Raw genomic sequence first — 23,377 nt, 5'->3', positions numbered from 1 at the left:
CTTTGTGCGCCAAAATTTCAACAACGAATATTAATAAGTAACTACCTATTATTAACCTGCGTTGTCAAAATTTTTCAATCCATTCTCATCCCAGTGCTCTATTTTTTGCAAAGTCATTAGTGTTCCTCCAACAACGCACATTGGATGTGCTATAATTGTAAAAGGTGGTATCATCATAAAAGCAGCTACAATACCAAAACCCACAAATCGCGGCGAATTTTCTCGCGCAATACGACTACTCTCCTGCGAAGAATAATCTCTTCGATCTAAAGGAAAAGAAGCATAGCTTCGCCCTAAAAAATAAAAAGTAATCACTTGCCCAATTATCGGGACAAAATTCAAAAAGAAAATAAATAGAACAAAAGGAATAGAACGAATAGAACGAAAAACACCAAATATAGATTGCATTAATGTAGACTTTTTGCGTTGCGCGATCTCTTTTTTCAAAACAAGAAGTTCCACATTTATAGATAAAGCCTTCATAAAACGCGCTGTAAAAATGCTATTGAGAGCAAAAAAAGAAACCGCGGATGCAACAACTAACGCAAAACTAAGTACTATTTTTTTCAAAAAAGGTACATGAGCGATATGCAATGAATAATTATTCTTAGCCACAGCAAATATCACAACAAGTAACAAAATAGAAATAAAAATAGACTTAATAAGATGAATCCATAAGCGAGGGTGAGAGATAAAAAACAAACATCCTTTAAGAGGATAAAAAAAAGCAGAAAACATATACATATCTCCAAACATCTTGTTATAAAAAGGTTATGAACTGCTGAGAATTTGCATCTAAAAATAATTTAGTTGCTTATGCAAAATTAGGGTGTGTCGTCAATTAAACATTTTGGTTTTATTTTAACAAAATAAGGCAAGAAGTCAGAAAATAGCGCCTAAAAAATTGATAGCTCTTTCGTCATATCTGGCATCAGGACTCTTGGTTCACATGGGAGGAAGTAGTAGAAGATAAGTGTACTAATAGTCAAAGAACTATTAATACACTTAGAGATACGGTATAAAACTATTTTTTTTCTGCTTTTGCTAAAAAATCGTGATATTTCTTAGGATCTTTTTCAAATTTCTCGATGCAATCATTACAACAAAAATAAACTTTCTTTCCTTCGTAGACAACAAATTTTTCTTTATCTACACCATCATCAGGCATTACAGGGCACATAGTATTGCCCCACTCTTCTGTTATTTCAACAATCGCTGGCTCATTACTATTTGTATTTTCTACATTTTGCTTATCTTGTGGGTCATTACCTTTAGTTTCGGTAGAATCTGTCTTAGGGTCACAAGCAATAATGAAAACCAAAACGAAAAATAAAACGATAACTCTTTTCATGAAACCTCCGCAAATAAAATTGACTAAACATAAATTAACATTTTCATACTAAATTTTAGCTTTTTTAGTGAGTAATTTGTATAATTTTTTTTAGATTTTTATCTCTTTCGTCTTACTATATCAGCACAGTCATCTAAAAACTCTTCCAATGAAAGATCAAGAAAATTACAAACTAGACGCCCAGTATTTTTTAATTTTTTAGTACTTTTACCCACGCAAAATTCTTTCGTTGGTCCGAGTAGAAATAAAAAATGGCGGACAAAAGTCATTCCATAAGGAAGAAATTCTCTTCTTTCAGATAACTCTACGCGTTCAAATTTATCTAATGGGTAAGTTATTCTAAAAAAAGTTATAAAGAAACGTTGCTTACTAGGGCGTGTCATTATTCAAAATATTGTGTGTTTTTTCGAGCCCGAGCCCGTTTCCAAAACTTTCACTAACAATTTATCAAAGAAGCAAAGTTTCTTTTTCCATCGCAAAAAACTAGTATTGAACCAATAAATCACTTTCTGTCGCTCTCAAAAAGTTTTCGGGCGCGGCTCGCAAACGGGCGCGGGCTCGGGCTCAATACTACTGGCGTATCATTAAATGAATCCGTTATATTTTTATGTGTATTGAATGATGACAGGCCCTAATTACCTTATTCTCTCGTTTGTTTAAGATCAAAACCCTGTTATGAAAGAGGTAAATAACCGCAACTATAATTGAGTATATGTATACACCTGGTAACGGCCTATAAGCAGCCAAAAGGATAAAGGCCATGATTGAAAAAAACCCATGTTTACTAAAAAACTGCCTATCCGCTACTAGAAAATAAAATACAAACGAAAACAAAATCACCCCCTAGAAACGACTCCTCTATTCTTATAGGAAAAAAAGTATCAAAGCAGCAAAAATATTCCATCTCGTTTTTTCACTTTTAAATATTTCGGAATCAGTGCTTTCAATTTTTTTCATATTTCCTTCCTATTTTTGTATTCCTGCTACCCAAAAAAAATTGTATATTCCTTTGGTAACTTTGGCCGAGCTTATTTCATAGGTAAAGTAATGAAATTTGTCATCAATATCAATTTTGCATTCAAATTCGCGATGGCTTGCTTGGTATATAATAGTTGGTTTCTTGCGAAATTTTTTTGTAAAATGCACTTTTCCTTGAACAACTTTGCCAGGGGTAAACTCAAAAGAGTCACTACCCATCATAAAACTACTTGGAAAATTTTGTAGTTTTCTTTTGAATGCATTTATTTCACTTGCAAACATTTGTTGTTGAGAAAGTATTTGTAAATATTCGCGATCAGGAGAAGTAATTTCAGGACTCAGCATTGCAACTCGATTCTCTAAATTTACAATACGTTTATTTACATTTTTTGCGAAATTAATATGAAAAACAAACATGACAATTAGCAGTGCACCGCCAAGAATAAACCCGATTAAAAATTCGGTCCACGGAAATCCACGAGAGCTTTCATTTATACTTCGAGCTTGCTGACTAGCTGCCGACATAACTTGCTCTTTTAACTGATCTACATGCTTTTCAGGAGTCATACCTTCAAATACATCAACAGACTTGACTTTCTCTAGCCTAGCAGTGATACTACTTTTATCGTTTTCTACTTCTACAGATTCCTCAATAACTTTTTTAATTTTCCCAGACTGCTTTTTGTTTTTACTTTTCTTTTTCGCCACAATTCTTCGCCTTATTGACTATTTTGTTTTTGAAATTTTTTAGCCATAACTTCCGCGCGGTAATGAGTATGAGAAATCATTTCTTTGGCAATAAAGCGCCCTCCGCCATTATCATTTTCACAACAGTAAAGTAGCGGCTTTCCTTTGGTATGCTCCATTACTATTTCCATATATTCATATGCTTTTTCGGGATTTTTCGCAACTCCTTTTCCCTCTAAATAAAGATTTGCTAAGTGATAAAGAGCAATGAATCCCTCTGTAGTTTCGCGGATATTTTTTCTAGATGCGAATGCTGTTTTTTCATACCATGAGATCGCAGCTTTATAATCCTTCTTTACTCCATGCCCAAGTTCATACGCAACCCCCATACGCAAGAATGCCCATGGTTCTCCTTCTTTAACTTTGTACTGTACTATTTTAATGGAATAATCATGATAACCTCTCAAGGTGTAATAATCAGCATTTTCTTTTGTGGGTGATGCAGAACAGCCAAGTGCAAGAGTGAGACAGAAATAACAAACAATCTTTCGCATTGTACAAAACTTTCTTCGCAAAATTTGAGGCATATTATACCTAGTAGACTTGGATAAAAAAATGAAATGGGTTGTCGCAGGAGAGAACTATGCTTTGCAATGTAATTTTAGAGAATATGTTGGATTATAAGGAATGGTGTTGAGCGCGCAATTTTGCACGCTCAAGAGAATAAATTGTTATTGCTTAATAACAAGCACCGCCACCACCGAATCCGAAGCCAATACCTGATCTAAAACGTCTTCGATGTCTATGTCCAAAATTGAAACTAGCATTGAAACTTGGATAATAATAAAAATGTGGATAGTTATAACGATAATTTGTTCGATACTCTACTTCTCTTTTTATAAACTTTGTCAAACGTCGATATTTTACACCACCAATATCATAATTCCATGTAATACGAAAAGATCCAATCTTACGAAGATTATATCCAGGAGGAAACGGATACATTAAGGTAAAATTAGTAGAACTTTGTGGATACAAGATGATAGAAGGTGAGGCATTTTGTACAACTGGGTTAAAGTTATTAGCATCGTCGTCTATAAGATTATAAGAGTGCGGATGTACTGTAATTGGCTCATTGCCTACGTTGGTAAGCTTAAATGTAAATTTGGCTGTTGGAGAAACATCTTGTTTCGCTTTTTCGACGCCTCCAAAAGCAATTTTATATTTGATAGGGTGTACTTCCTGAACAGAGTTAGAATCATTGGAAATTGTTTCTACTGAACGAAAAGTATAACGACGGCTTTGACACCCCACAAGTACGAGGAAACTTATTAGAAAAATCATATAGCTTTTCATAACCTAGTTACGAGGTAACTTCTATTTTAAACTTTTTTAAAAAGAAGTTTGTTAACCCCGCATCTCCTTTCTGAGAGAAAAATAACCATCAACTATTGCAATAACTAGGACACTCTTGTTTAAATTTTTATAAAATTTAGTTATTTTAAGGCAACAGCGAGGTGCTTTCGACGCGCAATGTTGTTACATGTTTGGAAGCAACAAAACTAACATCTAAAAAAACGTCAAATTATGGGAAATAGGGACGCGCCCTAACTTACTATAAAATAGTAGATTAATTAGGCACATCATCAACTTAAATTTACAAACAAGCACCTAAATTAAGTTTTCAACTTTGAAAACTTCTACTTTCAAAATACCATCGAATATTATTGACGGTTGGTTTAAGAGATGTAATGAAAAATAAGTTACAAAATTCCACATAGAAATTTTATTTATCAGCTAAACATTTTGAATGCGCATAGTAGTATTCTGTAAATGAAAAATAAATTATTTTCCGCCACATCCCTAAGCTATTTTTTCTTGATAGCGACAAGAGTAATATCGTCGTGTTGAGGAGCATTTCCCATAAACCTTTTTAAATCATCCAACAAGTGTTTACAAATTTGCTCCGCTGATAGATGGCCATATTTTTCGCATAAAGTAACTAAATTTTCGAGTTCAAACATTTTTTTTCCTGGATTGATAGCTTCTGTTACTCCATCGGTGTATAGGATAAGAGTATCACCAGGTTGTAGTGTTAAATATTGATCTTTAAAAAATCTATTGGCTTTTTTCATCATACCTAAAACAATTCCACCAGCGCGAATTGTTTCGCATTTTCTCGTTTGGGCACGGTAAACAATTATATGCTCGTGACCAGCTCCTGTCCATTGGATTTGTTCTTTATCAGCATCCCAACTAAGAACAAGCATCGACATGAACATGTCTTTTCGCGTATCTTCAACCAAAAATTTATTCATTTCTTCTATAATCATTTTGGTATTTTTACACGAAATAATCAAGGGGCGAAAAAAACATCGCGCCATAACCATAACTAAACCGGCAGGAACTCCTTTACCAGAAACGTCTCCAATACAAATAAATAATTTTCTATTGTTGGAATTTTCTGGAATAAGAAAGTCATAATAGTCTCCACCCACTTCTTTCGCAGGCTTCATAAGTCCGTAAACTTCAAGTCCTTCTGTTACGGGAAGATTCTTAGGCAACAATTTCATTTGTATATCGTTGGCAATATCGAGTTCTCTTTGCATTCTTTGCTTTTCGCCAAGATGCTTTACTAAAATAGCATTTTCCATAGCTAAAGATGCTTGCATAGCAATTGCAGTTACAAGTCGAAGATGATCTTCACGAAAGCCTTGGTTTTGCCTTATACTATCTAAGTGAATTATTCCTAATATATTATTATTTTTTCCAACAAGAGGTACACATATCGCAGCTTCAATGTTCTGGTTTACAATAGAAACCGCCATGTTTCCATAATCACCTTTTGCATCTTCGGTAAGAACACCCTCTTTTGTCTGTAGTACTCTTTTTATAATCGTACGCGATGGCACAACATCCTGAGTAATGTTAGGACGTTTTTTTGAAGCCATAGGCCATAATCTGCTACCAGCATCAGATTCTTTTAGTAATACCATTCCTCGATCAACGCTTTTTATTTCATCGAACATTATGTCTAATAGTTTTGCTAGAAGTTCTTTCGGTTCTAGCTTTGACATAATAGCGTTACTAACTTTGAGCAAAACTTTTATATTTTGCGATGCATTTTTTGTTGCATCGAGATTACTAATAGCAGTATTAGTATCTTTATAATACGATTGTACATTTGTGATCATTGGTTCATCAGCGTTTGCTTGAGGCTGCCCAACAATTGGTGACTCACCAGACGGCTCTTCACCGTAAAGAAGCATAATATCTGCTAACGTAATCATGTCGCCATGAATCAATTTGCGTTCTTTGTGAATGGGCTGTCCATTGACCAATACACTACCTGCAGTAGCGCCTATAATGTTATAATGACTGGCTTTTTTCTTGATAATCGCTTGCAAAGGACTAATATTTCCACTTTGTAATTTTATATTACAATTATCGCCTCTACCAATATTATTAACTGCATCCAGTTCATATGTCGTACCAGAGCCTGGCCCGTCCATAACTATAATTTGAGCCACTTCTATCCCTTCAATTAAGAAGCCGTTACTTTTATTTTTATAAATTATAGCACACAACGTAGTAGAGACGCAAAATATTTTTGGACTGCTCTATATCTTTATTTTTAGACACACCTTAGGACGTATCGACATTGATCTTTCTTATGTTGAAAATCATTCAAAATTAAAATTGTTCTCACTTTTAAAACAGAACTAGGACTTATCATCATTCAAAATGTTTTTTCGATCCCGAACCCATTTCCGATCCCGAGCCCAACTTCAAAGCTTTTGATCAAAGAAAAAAATATTTGTTACAATTCGCAAAAAGTTCTATTTTTCTACTAGAAAGTTTTCAGAAGCGGGTTCGATACTAATCGCAGTATCATAGTGTAAGGTAATAATTCGTTGTTCCTAGGTGATCATACGCCCTAGATAAACAATAAATCTACTAGTTGCTTTTTTTTCCAAACTAAATTTTTACCTTGCTTATTTGATTCGGGAAGAACACCTTGCTTTTGCCATTTTCGTAAAGTAGAAATAGGTTTATCCAATATTTGACTTAATTCTTTGTAACCAACAACCTCTTCCTCATTCTCTTGTTCGCATTTGTCGATAATAAAGCAGCTATTGATATCAGTGATTTTATACGCACGATTTATATCAAAAATAATATCTGCTTCCCTTATATCATCCACTAATTTACCTCGCGCAAGAGCATGCAGCTTAAATAACTCTTGTAAGTTGGTTTTGTTGTTAAGATTAGTAATTGCTTGGATAGTTTCTTCTATTGTTGCTGTATTACTTTCTATATTATTTGGTTTGTGGAAACGTCGTTTCGTAACTAAATCGCACCAAATCATCTTGCGCTCTTTTAAATCAAAAATACAAGGAACTACATTACGCGATTTTGACCGAAGATCTACTTTTTGTTGTACAGTTTTTGGGCTATAAATTTCTTTACTTTCTATTTCTTTACGCGTCATCCAACCAACATAACATTCTTCGTGTTCAGAAAAATATGGGCCACTATAAACATAAACATTGACAACGACATACCTTGCTCCACAAGATAATGCTTGGTCTATTGTAATATCAATGAACTCTGAAGCTCCTCTCGGAGCATCAACAATATCACCGCTGTGACAAGCTTGGTATTTATCAGACTTGATCTTTGTATAGCTAATATGCTCTATTTTATCAAAATCTTCATTATGCAAAGATGCAGAGAGATCAATATCCTTTCCAATCCAGTACACAAAAAAGCGCAATATATTTTTATCGCCAAAATCTAACCTGGTTCCTCTTCCAACATTAAACAACGCTTGTGACGCACTTCGCTGTTGTGAAGGTAGTGGACAATTCGCAAGTTGCGGATCAACCCATACTTTTCCTAACGAAGGAAGTAAAAAAAACCTGCGAATTAGAGTTTGCTGTATTTGTTTTGTCAATTTACTACAGCAATTCTCGTCAAGAGGAGGTAATTCATCCCGAATTATTTGTGCTTTTTGCATCATGCCTTTTGGAAAAACAACTCTTTTATCAACCACATTGTTGCGCGTCTTAACATGTCCTAGCAACTGTAATAATACTCTCGTTGAGATTTCATCAACAATTTTAGTAAAAGAATCAATGATAGTCTGCCAATCTTTACCAGATAGACGCAATAGATGATCTAATCGTCTTGCAAAATCTCCCGGACGTTTCTCTAACATTTCAGTCGCGGCTTTTATATCTCTTTTTTGTATAGCATCTTCAATTCTACTATTGAAAGTCTTTATTTTTTCGTTATTACGAAATTTAGCCGCTATAGCAAAGATTTTCGGCGAATATTCACCTACGTGGAGATTGTGAAACAAGCGTATCCATTTATTCTTGTGACGATTGATATCTTCTTCAGAAATAACCCTATCCAAAACACTACACAGTATTTTTCTTGTTTTACGTGGTAAAGAAACAAATTTTGTATTCGAAGCTAAAGAAATATCCCCCTGCGAAAGATACGTTGCGATGCGTAATACATCTGTTGAGGTATTAATGCAACCACTAATATTTTCACCTTTTTGTAACAATTTCGCAGCAACTAAACAAAGATTTTCTTTAAACGGTATTTCTTTTGGATATGTTAAATCTACATAATTTTCGATAAACCACTCAACTATCATTTTATCATCTTCAGAAATAGAATCATTAGATGATATTTTTTGGGTAAAAATAGATTTAAATTCTTCCTCTGACATGGGAGAAAGCATAATATAATCCACTTTTTCAAAGCGAATCATACGAACATCTTCTTTATCTTCAGGCCTCCATTTTCCATAAGACCAGTAGTGAACAATAGCATTAAAGTATAAATCTAATTCATTCATTTCCATTACTTGCTGAGGGAAATTTGTATAAAAAGGTTTATAAACAACATCAGCACCTTTTGCTTTGAGCAGTTCTTGTAAAACACAACTATACAACTTTCCTGCCGTTTCTAAAGGTAAGCGAGCAATTTTATCAAACAAATTTTTATCCATCATATATCCAAGTTGCATTAACTCAACATTTAAAGATGCTGCCAAAGCACAGTCTGGTTTAGAGGATAAATCTTCAATAACTATTTTATTTTCTTTAAGGGATATATAATATTGCATAATTTCTCATTTAAATTTGAAAGAATTATCAAAATAGAAAAAGTTAGAGATGATATTGACAAAGAAGATTAGTAAGTCGACATGTCTTAATAAATTCACAACCAATTTTGATTATGATAACCCAAGTTGCGACCTATAAAAGTTATCGTACAGTCTGGTATAATTACTCTTACAAATTCGATGTGCGCGGTTCGAATCTCGTGAGACGCAGTCGTGGCACATGGCACGAAGTAAGGGTAATGCAATGAATCTTAATCATGAAAAATTAGATGTATATCAAGTATCACTAGAATATACAAAAGAAACATTTAATGTGATGGAGAAAATGCCATCAGGTTACAGCTAGTCTAATTTTCGCACATGGAATATCGATCCACGACCACGAACCTCAAAAATCGAATTGCACACATCGTTTTTTTATACTGTTATAACGACTCTTCTCTTAAAGTAGGAAAAACAAGAAGGAGAAAGTCATAGAAAAAGAAATTATAATTGTTTTCTGTATATGTCATGAGATAACACAAGCACTCAAGATTGTAGAAGATCCTCAAGTTAAAATGACTAATTCAGAAATTATGACAACAGCATTAGTTTCTATGCTCTACTTTTCTGACAACTTTGAAAAAGGACGAAATTTTTTAGCTGAACATGCTACATCAAAAAAATGCTAAGTAAAAGTCGTTTCAATCGCCGCATACGTGCTATTGGTGAAAGTGTATGGCTTTCTCTTTTTCATTTGTTTGCTGAAATTAGTAAGCGAAACAATCTGCGAGATTATATCATAGATAGTTTCCCTATTCCGGTCTGTGACAATATTCGCATTAGTCGTTGCAAAATATACAATACACAAGATCATCGGAGTTGTGTTGTAAGCAAACATCGTTATTTTTTCGGTTTGCGGGTTCATATGCTCGTCACCAAAACTGGTTTACCAGTTGAGTTTTTGCTTGCTCCTGGCGGCTGCAATGATTGTCGTGTTCTCAAACAATTTCAATTAGATATCCCTGAAAACTCTTTTGTTTTTGCTGATAAATCTTACAATGATTACTCTTTCGAAGATATTGTTTCTGAAGCTCTTAATGTCTCTATCTTACCTCAGAGAAAGAAAAATTCTAAAAGAGCTTTTTCCGGAGCTACTGAGTTTATTCAAAAGGTTACCCGTAAAAGGATTGAAACTACTTTTAGTCAGATCACTTCTTTTTTTCCAAAGAAAATTCATGCTGTTACCTCTTATGGATTTGAGTTAAAAGTTGTCCTTTTTGTTCTCGCTTTCACTTTTTCTTGTTATTTTTAGGTCGCAACTTAAGTTATGATATTAGTTTTTTTTAGAAGTGAATACCACCTGGGTTTTGAAAAAAGGAAGCAGCAACACTAAATATTCAATCCACGGTTGAGTGCCTTTTAGGCAAGAGAAGGAAGTGTTGCCATAGCCTTTATACTTAAAGTATAACTAATCTTTTTCAATAACGCCGAGAAATAAAATATATTTTTTTGTAAGTGCTGAAATTAGGATATGTTTAGGTTTTTAGTAAACAAGGTGGGTAAAAGTAACAAAGGAAACTAGTGGCATTTTACATGGTCGTCGACAGTGTCGCTCAATTACTTTTAGAAGGAAACACCACTATAGCCTTTGAGAAAGAAAGTGATAACACTAGATTACCAGTTACCTGGCAGGTTCTCCATTTGAATTTTAGAAGGAAGCATTATCATAGCCTTTTTTAATTATAACTAATCTTTTCGATATAAGATGTCAAAAAATAAAAAGATTTTCTTTCTACGGTCACAGTCGCGAATTTGTAGTACAATGTTTTAATTCGTAACAGGCTCTAGTACAAAAAGTAAAATAAATAGAGACAGCTAAAATAAGCTGTCCCTACTTACATAATTATTTTTGTTGAGCTTTAGCTGCAATAAGTGCTTTTTTCAAATCTATACGACCACCTGAAACTACTTTACTAGAGAAAGCGGAAACTTTGGTTACCGAATTCATTAGTATGCTCTTTAGAGCAACAGGGTCAAGACTTGGATTGTTAGCAAGAACTTCAGCGGCCACTCCTGCAACAGTTGGCGAGGCCATAGAAGTACCTGACATTGAAGAGTAACGATTACGCGGTACAGTTGAAAAAATAGATGAACCAGGAGCAGCAATATCTACGCCTTTTTTACCATAGTTAGAAAAATAAGACATTGCTCCTCTACTTGTAGTGGATGCAACAACCAACAAATTTTCGCTAGTAAATGACGCAGGGTATGTTGGTCTAATATCGATATTTTGCGAAGAGTTTCCAGCTGCTGCCACAACTAAAACACCATATTCTTTTCCAATAAAATCAATTGCTTCAGCAACGACATTTCCACCTTCGTTATGCGCTTTTCCAAAAGAACAGTTAATGATCTTTGCACCATTTTTGGCAGCGTACATAAAGGCTTCAACAACATCAACATCTTTTTCATCAGAAGCATTGGGAACCGTACGAATTGCCATTATTTTTACTTTAGAGGCAATACCTGCTACACCTGTTGAGTTATTTTGTTGTGCAGCAATTGTACCTGAAACGTGTGTTCCGTGGCTATGAGTGTCAGAGACATCTACAGTTGCTTTACCATCTTTATCGCGAACAAGAGTGTTGATACCATTAATATCATCAATGTAACCATTTTGATCATCGTCAATACCGTTGCCTGCAATTTCACCTGGGTTGTTCCACACAACGTTACGCAAATCTTCATGATTTACATCAACACCTGTGTCAACTACTGCCACGATAATTTCAGACTGTGGTTTGGTTGATTTTTCTTGGTATACCTTGTTAACAGAAATACCATTTTCACCTGCATCAGCAAAACTCCACAAACTTCCTACACGCGGATCATTAAAAGGCGACGCCACTTCACTTTCACGTATTGTTGTTACATTACGTGCAAGATCTTTGCGTTCGCTATGAAAATCGCGCTCAATAGAATTTACATTTTCACTTTTTTGTAGAACATCTTCTAAAGCGTGAAGATCACTTGTGTATACGACGTATGTCTGCAAAAATAAATGGTGAACGTTTTTAATAAGTTCGCTCTTTGGCATTTCTTTTTGCGGTTGTAATTTCACAATGAGACGATTTGTAGAATATTTGTTACCACTTTGCGATGTAAAAACATCATCTGCTGTTATGCTACAAATAAGAATAAGCACAATAGCAAAACTAAAAAATTTATTCATGGTTCACTCCCCATAAAATTTTATTGTGAGTACTTTTTTATATAACTTTCGATTCTTTTACGATCTAAACTTTTCGGGTAAAGTTTTAAGTATTCTTGCCAATCATCTAGAGCAAGTTTGTGACTTTTAATTTTTATATATACCTTAGCTCTATATTTATAAGCTAACCCTGGATCAGTAAGGCGACCTTTTTCTAAGGACAAAGAATAAAATTCTATGGCCTTGTTCCACATTTGCTCATCTTCATATAATTGCGCGCGCAAGTAGTATGCAGGGCCAAAATTTTTATCTATAGATATTGCTTTATTATACATGCTTAAAGCTTCATTGGTATTACCTTTTTGATAATAAATTTCCCCTAAATTGGTATAGGGCTGTATAAGTCTCGGGTTTTCTGAAAGTGCTTTATGATAATCGTCAATAGCTTTATCAACTTCATTGATTTTATCATAGGCATAACCACGATTACTATATCCTTTTGCATATCGAGGATTAATTCTAAGAACACGCGTTAAGTCTTCTATAGCTTGATACCACATTTTTTTACTAAAATATACATGAGCGCGGTTACTAAGAGCGGCAAAATTATACCCATCCCGATGAATAGCTTTATTAAAATCATCAAGCGCTTTGTCCATTTGTTGTTGTTGCATATAAAAAAAACCTCGGTTACTGTAGTTCGAAGGTGATCGATTCAACTTAATCGCTTTATTAAAGTCGTGTTGAGCTTGCTTATTTTTTCCTTGCCTGGAAAAAAGAACAGCTCGCTTTAAATAAGTATTAGATGTATAAACTTTATTTAAGTTAAAATATGTTAGTACATAGGAATAATCCTGAATAGCCTTATCCAGTTCATTTAGACGCTCATACGCCCAAGCCCGCGAAGACAATAAAGCAGGAGCAGGTTGTATTTTTATTATTTTATTTAAGTCAACAATAGCACCGTGATAATCTTGGTTTTCTATTTTTCGCACTGCAAACAAATAGATATCATCTACTGATTTTAATTGTTCTTTATTTTTATCAAGTGGAATCCAAGAGTAAGGTAATTCTGTACGTAGAAATAAAGAATGGCCTTCGCCAAAAATTCCTCGCGCGAGATAAACCTCTTTATTTGTTCGTGGATCGCGAAATCGTCCTAAAGCCCAAATAGTTGCTTCTAGAAGTTGCGCATCTTCCTGCACTGCGAATTGTTCTAAGAAAATAAGCATCCACTGAATCACATTTTTTTCATTGTATATCACATTTGGTTTACCTATTTTTCCTAGCGCTTCAATAGCAAATTCTTTTTGAAGTTGAGAAAAATCAGCTGTCGCATAAAACAACAATTTTTGAACAATATAATCCTCTGCCATTTTTAAAGTAGTAATCATATATTGCCCCCTCATTCCCGAAGCCAACTCATTATCTACTTTTTTTATAATTTCAGCCAAACGTGCGATACGCAAATTTTTTATTTCTTCGCGTTTTGCTTTTAAAGTACTAAAAAGATAGTTTGATTTTTTTTGATCGATTTTTTGGCAACGCAAAAAACATAGTTCACTTAGCATATAATTTTCAGTAAGAAGCGCCGCAAGACCCATTTGTTCTTCAACACGAAACCGCAAATTTTCCGTTTCATTATTTGGTATAGCTATTTGTTCTAAAATAGACATAGCCTCTCGATAATTTATCAGAGAATCTTCAACCATCTTATACATCTTGGCTTTTGATTGTTTTTGCAGCGTTTTATAATTATTAGTATTTTCAAATAATTTTTTCGCTTCCGTATATAGACTTTGCGTTTGGCGTTTATTTTGCCAATTACTCCAACCAAATATGCTTATCGATACAACAATCATTGCAATAACGGCAGTTAATAAAGAAGTACGCACAACCGCACTGCTTTTTATTTTTCGAGTAATACGTACCAACCGCGACGGCATGTATGCGCGAATGCTTTTACCTTTTTGAAAACGTAGTAAATCATCAACGAAATCAGCAGCACTTTGGTAGCGATTATTTTGGTCTTTTTCCAATGCTTTTAAACAAATACAGTCTAATTCTAGAGGAATGGAAGGATTTATACGCGAAGGGACTTGTGGATCTTTTACACATATGTGAGTTAGCAGAACTGCTAATTGCGGGTCATCAAAAGGGCGTTTTTGGGTTAAGGTTTCATAGAGAATAACTCCTAGGGCAAATACGTCACTTCTTTCATCAACTAAATGGCTTTTAGCATTTGCTTGTTCTGGTGACATATAGTTTGGAGTACCAAGAAGAACACCACTCGCTGATATTTTTTGTGAGCTTTCGATCTCTTTTGCCAAACCAAAATCCATAACAATTGGTTGCTGCTTGTCGTCAAACATAATGTTTTCTGGTTTTAAATCGCGATGTATAATCCCCTGGCGATGCGCATAGTGGACAGCATCACCTATTTTGATCATCGCCTCAACTGTTTCTTTGTGGGAAAAACCATTTTCAATAATCTCTCCCAGAGTCTGGCCTTGTATAAACTCCATCGAGAAAAAATAGCTTCTATCTTGCTCTATAACATCATACATTTTAATAATGTTGGGGTGGCTTAATTTGGCAACAGATCTTATTTCACGTATAAACCGCTCAATGTCTTCTTTTCCAAAACGCTCTAATTTTTTTAGAGCTATTTCTTTATTAAGAAATAAATCAAACGCTTTATAAATAGCTCCCATGCCACCGCGACCAATTTCACTAAACACCACATAACGGTTTTTGAGAGTTCGGTATTTTACGTGTTCTTCTAATTTTCTAAAATTTTCCTGTGAAATATAGCCGTTTGTACGAAAAGTTTGCGATACAGATAAATCCTTTTGAGGAAGGTAACTAGAGACTTGTTCATTTGTTATCATATTCATATGTAAAGCAAGTTTAATAAATAAATTGTCTTGAGCGCGCATTGACAGTGCCTCCGTTGTAAAATTAAAAACTTTACTTCAAAATACGTTGCCAAGAATTATAATTAGACGCTAAAGCTAAGTCGTACTTTACTACATTAAAAGTCTTGTATGATGTTCTGAATCTAAATAATTTAATAAAACGATTTATTTTCTTGAATATTTTTTTATATATTTAACTATTTTGTCGCGATCTACATTGTCAGGGTATTTTCTTAGATATTGTTTCCAGTCGCGAATTGCAAGATCATAACGCTTAAGTTTTATATAAACTTGAGCGCGTTCTTTATAAGCCAAATCTGGGTGAGCAAAAGTCTCTATTTGTAAAGCAAATGAATAATTTTTTTCCGCTTCTTTCCACATTTTTTTATCGTGATAATATCTTGCGATAAAATAATATGGCGAACCAAAATTTCGATCAATTGATAACGCTTTATTATACAGTTTAAATGCTTTTTGTATATCACCTTTTCGGTAATAAATATATCCTAAATTAGAGTAAGCCTCTCTTATACTAGGATTTTCTTTAAGCGCTTGCTTGTAGTCGTCTATTGCTTGATTTATTTTACCAATCTTCTCGTAAGAATAACCGCGATCAAGATATGTTTCACCTCTTTGGGGGTTTATTTGTATAGCGACAGTTAAATCCGCAATTGCTTTGTGCCACATGGATTTTTTATTATATACATAAGCGCGGTTACAGAGTGCATGAAAATTATTACGATTGCGGCGAATTGCTTCGTCAAAATCCTTCAGTGCTAAATCTATTTTTTCGCAAGATAAATAAAGAAAGCCGCGGTTGTTATAGTGGAGTGGATATTGAGGATTTAGGGATATTGCCTGTTTGAAATCACTAAGCGCTTCGTTGTATTTTCCTTGTTGAGAAAGAGCAATTGCTCGCTTTGAATAAATATCAGAGGCAAAGACTTTCGTTGTTTTAAAATACTTAAGTATGTACGAATAGTCAGCTATTGATTTGTCAAACTGTTGTAATTTTTCGTAAGTATCAGCGCGCGTAGACAATAAATCAGGATGAGGTTGTAACTTAATTCTCGCAGTTAAGTCTGCTATAGCACCTTTATAGTCTTTTTTCTCTATTTTTGCAGACGCTCGCAGAAAGACACTTTCTGCCGATGTATCTTTTATTCTACTAACAGGTATCCAACGATAGGGTATTTCAGTACGTAAAAAAAGAGAACTACCTTGCCCAAAAGCTATTCGAGCTCTATAAACAGTTACATTCGATCGCGCATCACGCAAACGTCCCAAAGCCCAAATAGTAACCTCTGCGAGGTCTTCTTCGCGATTTTTAGTCGCTTGTTGCAATATAAACATTAACCACTGTACAACATCTTTCTTTTCATATAGCACCTCACGCTTGCCTATTTTTCCTAAAGCTTCTATCGCTATCTTTTTCTGAGAGAATGATGCATTTGTCTTGGTAACATGGTAAAGTAATTCCTGTACAATATAATCTTCTGGCTGTTTTATTATAGTTGTTACATAATCATCTTGTACATATAGAGTTAGCTTGTCATTTACTTTTCCCATTATTTCTTCTAACTGCTTTATTGCTGCCTTTTTTACTTCTTCGCGTTTACTTTTTAAGAGTGTAAAAAGAATTTTTGATTTTTCAGGGTATATTTTTTTGCAACGTTGGAAACATAGTTCACTTAGTATGTAGTTTTTTGTTAATAGTGCTACAAGCCCCATTTGTTTTTCAACTATAAATCGTAAGTTTTCAGTTTGATCATTTGGATATGTAATTTGCTCTAAAATAGATAGGGTTTCTCTATATTTGAACAAAGAATGTTCTGCAGCTCTATAAGCTTTTGCTTTTGAGACTTTTTGTAATTTTTGTAAGGTTTTGTAATCAGAAGTGTTATCAAACATATTTGTGGCTTTTGTAAAAACTAACTTCATTTGATGTGAGTTTTGCCAACTACCAAAGAGCGCAATACCAAAAACCGAAACAACGGTAGTAATAATTACCGCAAATAAAGAAGTCCGTACAACAGCATCTCTTTTGATTTTTCTTATAATACGCGTCCATTTTCGCGGCATGTGCGCGCGGATCGTCTTTCCTTGTTGAAAACGCAACAAATCGTCTACAAAATCTGCAGCACTTTGATAGCGCTTATCTTGATCTTTCTCTAATGCTTTTAAACAAATGCGATCTAATTCTGATGGGACAGAGGAATCTAAACGCGAAGGGATTTGCGGATCTTTTGTGCAGATGTTAACGAGGAGTATAGCTATACGCGGAGCAGTAAAGGGAAGTTTTTTTGTCAGTGCTTCGTAGAGAATCACACCTAAAGCGTAAACATCACTACGTTCGTCAACATTATCATTATTGGCATTTGCTTGCTCAGGAGACATATAACTTGGAGTTCCAATAATTGCTCCACTTGCTGAGAGTTTCTCTAAATTTTTTACTTCTTTTGCTAAGCCAAAATCCATCACGATTGGCTGTAGCTCACTGTTAAGCATAACGTTTTCAGGCTTTAAATCGCGGTGAATAATTCCTTGTCTGTGGGCATAATGAACAGCATCACCTATTTTTATAAGTATTTCGATTATCTGTTGTTGAGAAAAATTTTCTTTTATTGCATCTGCGAAAGTTTGTCCTTCAATAAAATCCATCGAAAAAAAATATTGATTATCCTCTTCTATAACATCATACATTTTAATAATATTTGGATGGTGAAGCTTTGCAATAGTTCTTACTTCGCGAACAAATCGTTCGATATCTTCTGTGCCCGAACGTTGTAAATTTTTAAGAGCTATTTCTTTATTAAGAAATAAATCAAACGCTTTGTAAATAGCTCCCATACCACCGCGACCGATTTCACCAAACACAACATAGCGATTTTTAAGCGTCCTACACTTTACATGTTCCTCTAACTTTTGCAAATTTCCAGTGCAGATATAACCTTTTTTGCAAAATGTACGAGAAGCCGACTGGTCTTTTTCCAACTGGCACTCTAAAACTTGTTCTTTCGTTATCATTTTCATATGTAAGGCGAGTTTTATAAATAGATTATCTTGGACGCGCATCTGTAAAAATCTCCATTATAAAATTTAGAGTTTAAGTTCAAAGTGTGTAGAAAAAATAGCAACCTCTATTTCGGTTTGTCAATAGAGAGTTTCTCTGTTTTTATAATCCGCTTTAGATTACGAATAATTCTTTGCCAAGTTTCACTTTCTGGATCTTGCTCAGGAGACATGTAGCGAGGGGTTCCAATGATGCTACCAGTTTGCGTTAGCTGTTGTTTTGTTAATTTGAGATTTTTTGCAAGACCAAAATCTACAATCTTTGGATTGTTATCACTCTCAATAAAAATATTTGACGGTTTTATGTCGCGATGAATAATGCCATTTTTATGCGCATAGTGAAACGCTAATGCTGTTTTTTTTATTAACTCAACACGTTGTTGCAACGAAAATTGTTGTAATGAAAATTTATTTAAAGTCGTTCCTTCTAAATATTCCATCACAATGTACAAAGATCCTTGATAGGTACCTACTTTGTAAACCTCTACGATATTTGGATGCTTTAGTTTACCCATTATTTTTGCTTCGCGTAAAAATCTTTTTTCTGCAATAAGAGTTTTTGCTTCCGCAAGAAGAAACTTAACCGCAACAATTCGTCCAGAATGCTTTTCTCGGCACTTGTATACTATTCCCATACCACCGCGAGCAATTTCCGAAATAATAATATATTTATCAAAAGAACTACCAGGCTTTAAAATCTCGTACTCCGCAAAAATATCACTAAGCTCATTCATTCTTTCTCCGCTCAAAACTTATTTAATAGGTAGTTGTTCTTTTTCAATTTTTTCTTCTAAATCACTCAAGATTTTTTGCCAAGATTTTTTGTCTGAATCACCCTCTCTATAAGTCGCGATTATTTTTTGTAAACAATCTTTATCAAACAAATCTTCCATGTAGAGTCTACGATAAATTTTTTGCGCTTTTTTTGGAAAACGGTGCTCGTATATTTTTGCTATTCGTTTAAGAAAAATACGATTGTTTGTTCTAGAACACATAATAGACAATGTATTAAAATCAATAGCTTTTTTTAATAGTAACTCTATTTCTATTTTTTCAAGTTTGTAACGAGTATTGTGAGGTTCTATAGATAAAGCTTTAGTTAATAATTTTAGCGCTTGATCATACTCTCTCATTTCACGATAGATTATAGCTCGCTCATACAAGTATGTTGGATGATCTCCATCAAAGAGTATTGCGTAATTTAATTTTTCAATTAACCTCGGTTTTAAATCTTTATTGTGGATACTTTTTTTCAAAAACTCAATGTACAGAGAATAAGTATCTTGTATAACATTACTTCCAAGTAGAGGAAAATATAGCTCATGCTTTCTATCAATTAACTGTTTTAAATTTTCTAATCGTTTAAAATCAAAAAAAATAGAACGTAACGATTGATAAAACCCAGAAGCCAAAAGCTGTTTTGTGATTTCTCGACGTCCCATCCATTCATCAGAGAAGCGTTTATGTTGACGCGAATCTGTATATAAAATACGGCTCATCCAAAATATTTGTCTCTCGGAAATTGCCAGCGAAGGAGTGTACAGGTCTTTCATTTTACGAAAAATGCTTCGCCTAAGATTTCTACGATATTTAACTTCAAGGCGATTAACGATATCACTTTGTCTACATATCTCGTTAATAAAAGATTGTAATAAAGTACTACGTGCATTATTACAAAAATATTTGATTGGAAAATCATCTAGACTCTCATTTATTGGAGCATTGATATATATTGCTGCAAAATATTTGCGCTGCTGTTTCTTATTGTTCAATTCATCAAGAAAACTTTCAGTATACATATTTTTACGCATCAAACGATGAATCATTAGTTTTAAACTCTCGTCTTGTATTACAGATACGACTTGCTCTAGATTATATTCTTTTTTCATCACTTCAATAGCGCTCGCAAATATTTCATATTTTGAATTTGGCAACTCCTTTGTTATCTTTTGCATATGAGAAATAAAAGAAATTAGTAATGCTTGGGGGTTGTTTTTTATAAAATGAAAGTAGCAAGTTGCGCGCACAGCACTTGGGATTCGCGAATCGTTTATTATTTTTTGCAGTTCAGGATAATTTACATAACGTAAATTTGCCCATAATCGTACCGATAACTTAACAAGCTCCCAGTCTTTACTTAAGAAAAAATCCTCAAGATATTCTCGAAGAGACTTTCCTTTTACAGTTCGGTGAAATATTCCTCCAATGAAACGTTTATCTGCAACAATACTTTCACCTTGAAAAGATCGGCCACAGTTAATCATCGTTCTAATCGCCATTTTCGCAAGCGAATTTTGTCTTAATCCCAAAAACAATAAATTTATATTTTTTTTATTGTGTATATTTTTTGCATTTATGCTCTTCATCATTACGCTATAAGCGTAAATGCGACGTTCTAAATCATCATGATTCTTTACCATTGAAATAAGAAACCTTTCGGCTTTCTTATTCTTTCGATGGTGATAAACATAGCTTGCTTGAATTACATTTTTTTGCAAATAATTTTTAGGCATAGAAGATACAATACTATAATTTGATTTGTAAATAAGTATACTAAGAAGAAGAGTTTTTATAAACTCTGCACCTCTAACTTGGGATGTGTTACTCCATTTCCAAATGCGATCTATTGTTATTTTGTCAAGATCAATAAGACTATTGCGATATAAAAGCAAATCAAAAATGATTCGTCCTTTTTGATCAGGAATTTGCTGCTTTTTAAACTGCGAATAATCGTACACTCTTAAGAGTACTGTCAATGTCGCAAAACGCATTACTGGGTCTTCTTCCCGATTACAAAATATTTCTCGAAACAGTTTATCTATATCTTCTTCAACCCTTGAATACATCTGACTATCACTTTGGGAATATAAATATGCTAAACGATAGCGTTGTAAGTTCATTATTTTTTGATTGTAAAATTGTAAAAGTTCTTCAGCAACCAAAGATGGATAACTCTTACAAATGTACTCTATTGTTTCCTGATCAGCAGGTAAAGAACGAATAATTACCTTTTTAGTCTCTAAATCTCGCGCTTTTTTTAATAGGCCAAGATTTTTTTGGCGATTATCAATAGCTTGATAGTAATGTAAATAATCTCTTTCATACTTTTTATGTAGAGAAAACACCTTATTTGCAAAAATATCAAATTCAGGGTTTCGCGTATACTCAAAAAAGCTATTTTCTACAATCTGGGGAAATGCGTCATTATTTAATAAACATTCGTTGCTCATTTTTGCAAGGAAATTAAAAGCCTCGGTTTTATTCTCTCCTAACTCAATTGCTTGCGCAATATGGTAAAGGGCTAAGTCTTTCCTATTCTCGTTTATTTTGTCGTGGATACGAGCTAAACAGTGATGAATGCGCGGGGTAAAAGTTGAATGTTTGTTGATTGACTTTAATGTATTTGAAAAACGGGCGTATACTCTTCCCCAGAATCTTGATGTTTTATAGTGAAAACTTTCCATCACGCAGTTAATCATTGCATCTAAAATAAGGTAGCGATTTTCTTTTTCGTATGCTTTTTCTAAATAAATAAACGATTTGCGTAGATTTCCCCGTTCCTGGAAAAAAATTCCCAAATAGTAATCGAACATTGGATATTCTTTAGCAAATTTAGCGTGGTTTGATTTCGGTATCTTCTTAAAATACAGGTAGCTATTTCTTTGGTTTGTTGCAAAAGAAACGTAACCGGACAAAAAATTATACACATCACGCACGCTGACTTGACCAACATACTTCTCATCTGTAGGATTTTCTATTACTTCCAAAGTTTGTTTTACTTTTTGTGGCTGCTGTTGGTAATAATACATCTCTGCGATAGAAATCAAACAAAGTAAGTCACTTCTTAACTCTTCTATTGTGCATTTTTGATTGAATGTGTCATATTCTTTTAAACCGAGCAAAGTACGTGCACGTAAATATCTTAATTGTTCTTGTTGTCCTTGTTGTTGCTGCGGAAATTTTTTGCGAACTTCTTGCAATAGTCTTTTAGCAGCAAGATATTGGCGATTAAGCAAAGAATTTTTTATAGAACGAATGTAATCCTCTAATTCGCGAAACATTGCTTCATTTATTATTGTATCTGGATTCTTCGTTGTTTTTTTCGGTAAATAAAGACACGCAAAACTAGCAATAACAAAGACGATAAAAATAGTAAATAAGCTTTTCTTGTAATAATAGCGTTTGCGATTTTTTAAAAGCGCATCTAAATCGTTGGCAAAAGCGATCATTGTTTTGTATCTTTGGTGTTGTTTGCTTGTTGCTTTACAGCAAACAGCGTTCAAAGTTTTGGAAACATCCATTATATCTATAAGACAACGTGTTTTTTGTAAACGTATATTGTAAAAGATTTGCAGCGCATGTTCTCCTTCGATCATCTTTTCTCCACTAACAACTTCAAAAAGAATACTACCAAGAGAGTATATGTCGGTTTGAGCACTAACATAGGAACCGTTGATTTGTTCTGGTGACATATAGCGAGGTGTGCCTAAGACTTCTCCTATTTGTGTTAATTGTTTATCTACTTTGAGATTCTTAGCTAACCCAAAATCCATAATTTTCGGATTATTATCTTTTTCTATAAATATATTTGATGGTTTTATATCGCGATGAATAATACCATTTTGGTGAGCATAATGGAGTGCGAGAGCTACTTTTTTAATTAACGCCAAGCGTTCTTGTAAAGAAAAATCTTGTGTTCGAAAACTATCAAGTGCTTGTCCCTCAAGAAACTCCATTACAATATATACATGTCCATTGTAATTCCCAACGTTATATACATCAGTAATATTAGGATGTTGTAATCTCCCCATTATTTTGGCTTCGCGCAAAAACCTCTTTTCAGCAATAATATTTTTTGCTTCCTTGAGAAGGAATTTTACTGCAACAAAGCGCTGCAATTCCTTTTCTTGGCATTTATACACAACTCCCATTCCACCACGAGCAATTTCTGAAACAACTATGTATTTATCAAAAGAATCTCCTGGACGAAGCGCTTCCTCATCAAAAAATATTGAAGTATCAAATTCATTCAT

The 23,377-nt window shown here is 34.0% G+C and carries 13 protein-coding genes; 1 reads left to right on the top strand and 12 read right to left on the bottom strand.

What is annotated here, in order from left to right:
- Nucleotides 1-51: 51 nt before the first annotated feature.
- The 7 genes from UABHE_RS34345 to UABHE_RS34315 all read right to left on the bottom strand — a co-directional run bounded on the left by UABHE_RS34345 (nucleotide 52) and on the right by UABHE_RS34315 (nucleotide 9,161).
- On the bottom strand, nucleotides 52-738 hold the full coding sequence (locus tag UABHE_RS34345) for an EI24 domain-containing protein (RefSeq protein ID WP_372368021.1): 687 nt from the start codon (nucleotides 736-738) through the stop codon (nucleotides 52-54).
- A 286-nt stretch (nucleotides 739-1,024) separates the two neighbouring features.
- Nucleotides 1,025-1,351: a YHS domain-containing protein gene (locus UABHE_RS34340; protein WP_372368019.1), complete on the bottom strand. Its 327-nt coding sequence runs from the start codon at nucleotides 1,349-1,351 to the stop codon at nucleotides 1,025-1,027.
- A gap of 966 nt (nucleotides 1,352-2,317) precedes the next feature.
- Nucleotides 2,318-3,037 (bottom strand): hypothetical protein, encoded by a 720-nt coding sequence (locus UABHE_RS34335; protein ID WP_372368018.1) that lies wholly within the window; start codon nucleotides 3,035-3,037, stop codon nucleotides 2,318-2,320.
- An 11-nt stretch (nucleotides 3,038-3,048) separates the two neighbouring features.
- Nucleotides 3,049-3,570, bottom strand: coding sequence for a tetratricopeptide repeat protein (locus UABHE_RS34330; protein ID WP_372368017.1), 522 nt, complete (start codon nucleotides 3,568-3,570; stop codon nucleotides 3,049-3,051).
- Nucleotides 3,571-3,754: 184 nt separating this feature from the next.
- Entirely contained in the window at nucleotides 3,755-4,360 is a 606-nt protein-coding gene (locus UABHE_RS34325) for a hypothetical protein (RefSeq protein ID WP_372368015.1), read from the bottom strand.
- A 524-nt stretch (nucleotides 4,361-4,884) separates the two neighbouring features.
- Entirely contained in the window at nucleotides 4,885-6,546 is a 1,662-nt protein-coding gene (locus tag UABHE_RS34320; protein WP_372368014.1) for a SpoIIE family protein phosphatase, read from the bottom strand.
- 407 nt (nucleotides 6,547-6,953) lie between these two features.
- Entirely contained in the window at nucleotides 6,954-9,161 is a 2,208-nt protein-coding gene (locus UABHE_RS34315) for a hypothetical protein (protein ID WP_372368013.1), read from the bottom strand.
- Nucleotides 9,162-9,825: 664 nt separating this feature from the next.
- Between UABHE_RS34315 and UABHE_RS34310 the strand changes: the two genes are divergently transcribed.
- On the top strand, nucleotides 9,826-10,455 hold the full coding sequence (locus tag UABHE_RS34310; RefSeq protein ID WP_372368012.1) for an IS982 family transposase: 630 nt from the start codon (nucleotides 9,826-9,828) through the stop codon (nucleotides 10,453-10,455).
- A gap of 591 nt (nucleotides 10,456-11,046) precedes the next feature.
- Here UABHE_RS34310 and UABHE_RS34305 read toward each other — a convergent pair.
- From UABHE_RS34305 to UABHE_RS34285, 5 genes are all read right to left on the bottom strand, one after another.
- Nucleotides 11,047-12,375 carry a S8 family peptidase gene (locus UABHE_RS34305; protein WP_372368010.1) on the bottom strand — a complete coding sequence of 443 codons (1,329 nt, stop codon included), beginning with the start codon at nucleotides 12,373-12,375 and terminating at the stop codon, nucleotides 11,047-11,049.
- 20 nt (nucleotides 12,376-12,395) lie between these two features.
- On the bottom strand, nucleotides 12,396-15,293 hold the full coding sequence (locus tag UABHE_RS34300) for a tetratricopeptide repeat protein (protein ID WP_372368008.1): 2,898 nt from the start codon (nucleotides 15,291-15,293) through the stop codon (nucleotides 12,396-12,398).
- 144 nt (nucleotides 15,294-15,437) lie between these two features.
- Nucleotides 15,438-18,347: a tetratricopeptide repeat protein gene (locus UABHE_RS34295; protein ID WP_372368007.1), complete on the bottom strand. Its 2,910-nt coding sequence runs from the start codon at nucleotides 18,345-18,347 to the stop codon at nucleotides 15,438-15,440.
- A 65-nt stretch (nucleotides 18,348-18,412) separates the two neighbouring features.
- Nucleotides 18,413-19,078 carry a serine/threonine protein kinase gene (locus UABHE_RS34290; RefSeq protein WP_372368005.1) on the bottom strand — a complete coding sequence of 222 codons (666 nt, stop codon included), beginning with the start codon at nucleotides 19,076-19,078 and terminating at the stop codon, nucleotides 18,413-18,415.
- 18 nt (nucleotides 19,079-19,096) lie between these two features.
- Nucleotides 19,097-23,377: a protein kinase gene (locus UABHE_RS34285; protein ID WP_372368004.1), complete on the bottom strand. Its 4,281-nt coding sequence runs from the start codon at nucleotides 23,375-23,377 to the stop codon at nucleotides 19,097-19,099.

This window comes from Candidatus Uabimicrobium helgolandensis, from assembly GCF_041508025.1.
In the GTDB taxonomy this organism is placed as follows: Bacteria; Planctomycetota; Uabimicrobiia; order Uabimicrobiales; family Uabimicrobiaceae; genus Uabimicrobium; species Uabimicrobium helgolandensis.
Note: the sequence above shows the minus strand (reverse complement) of the source record. Positions and strands in the feature narration are given on the sequence as shown.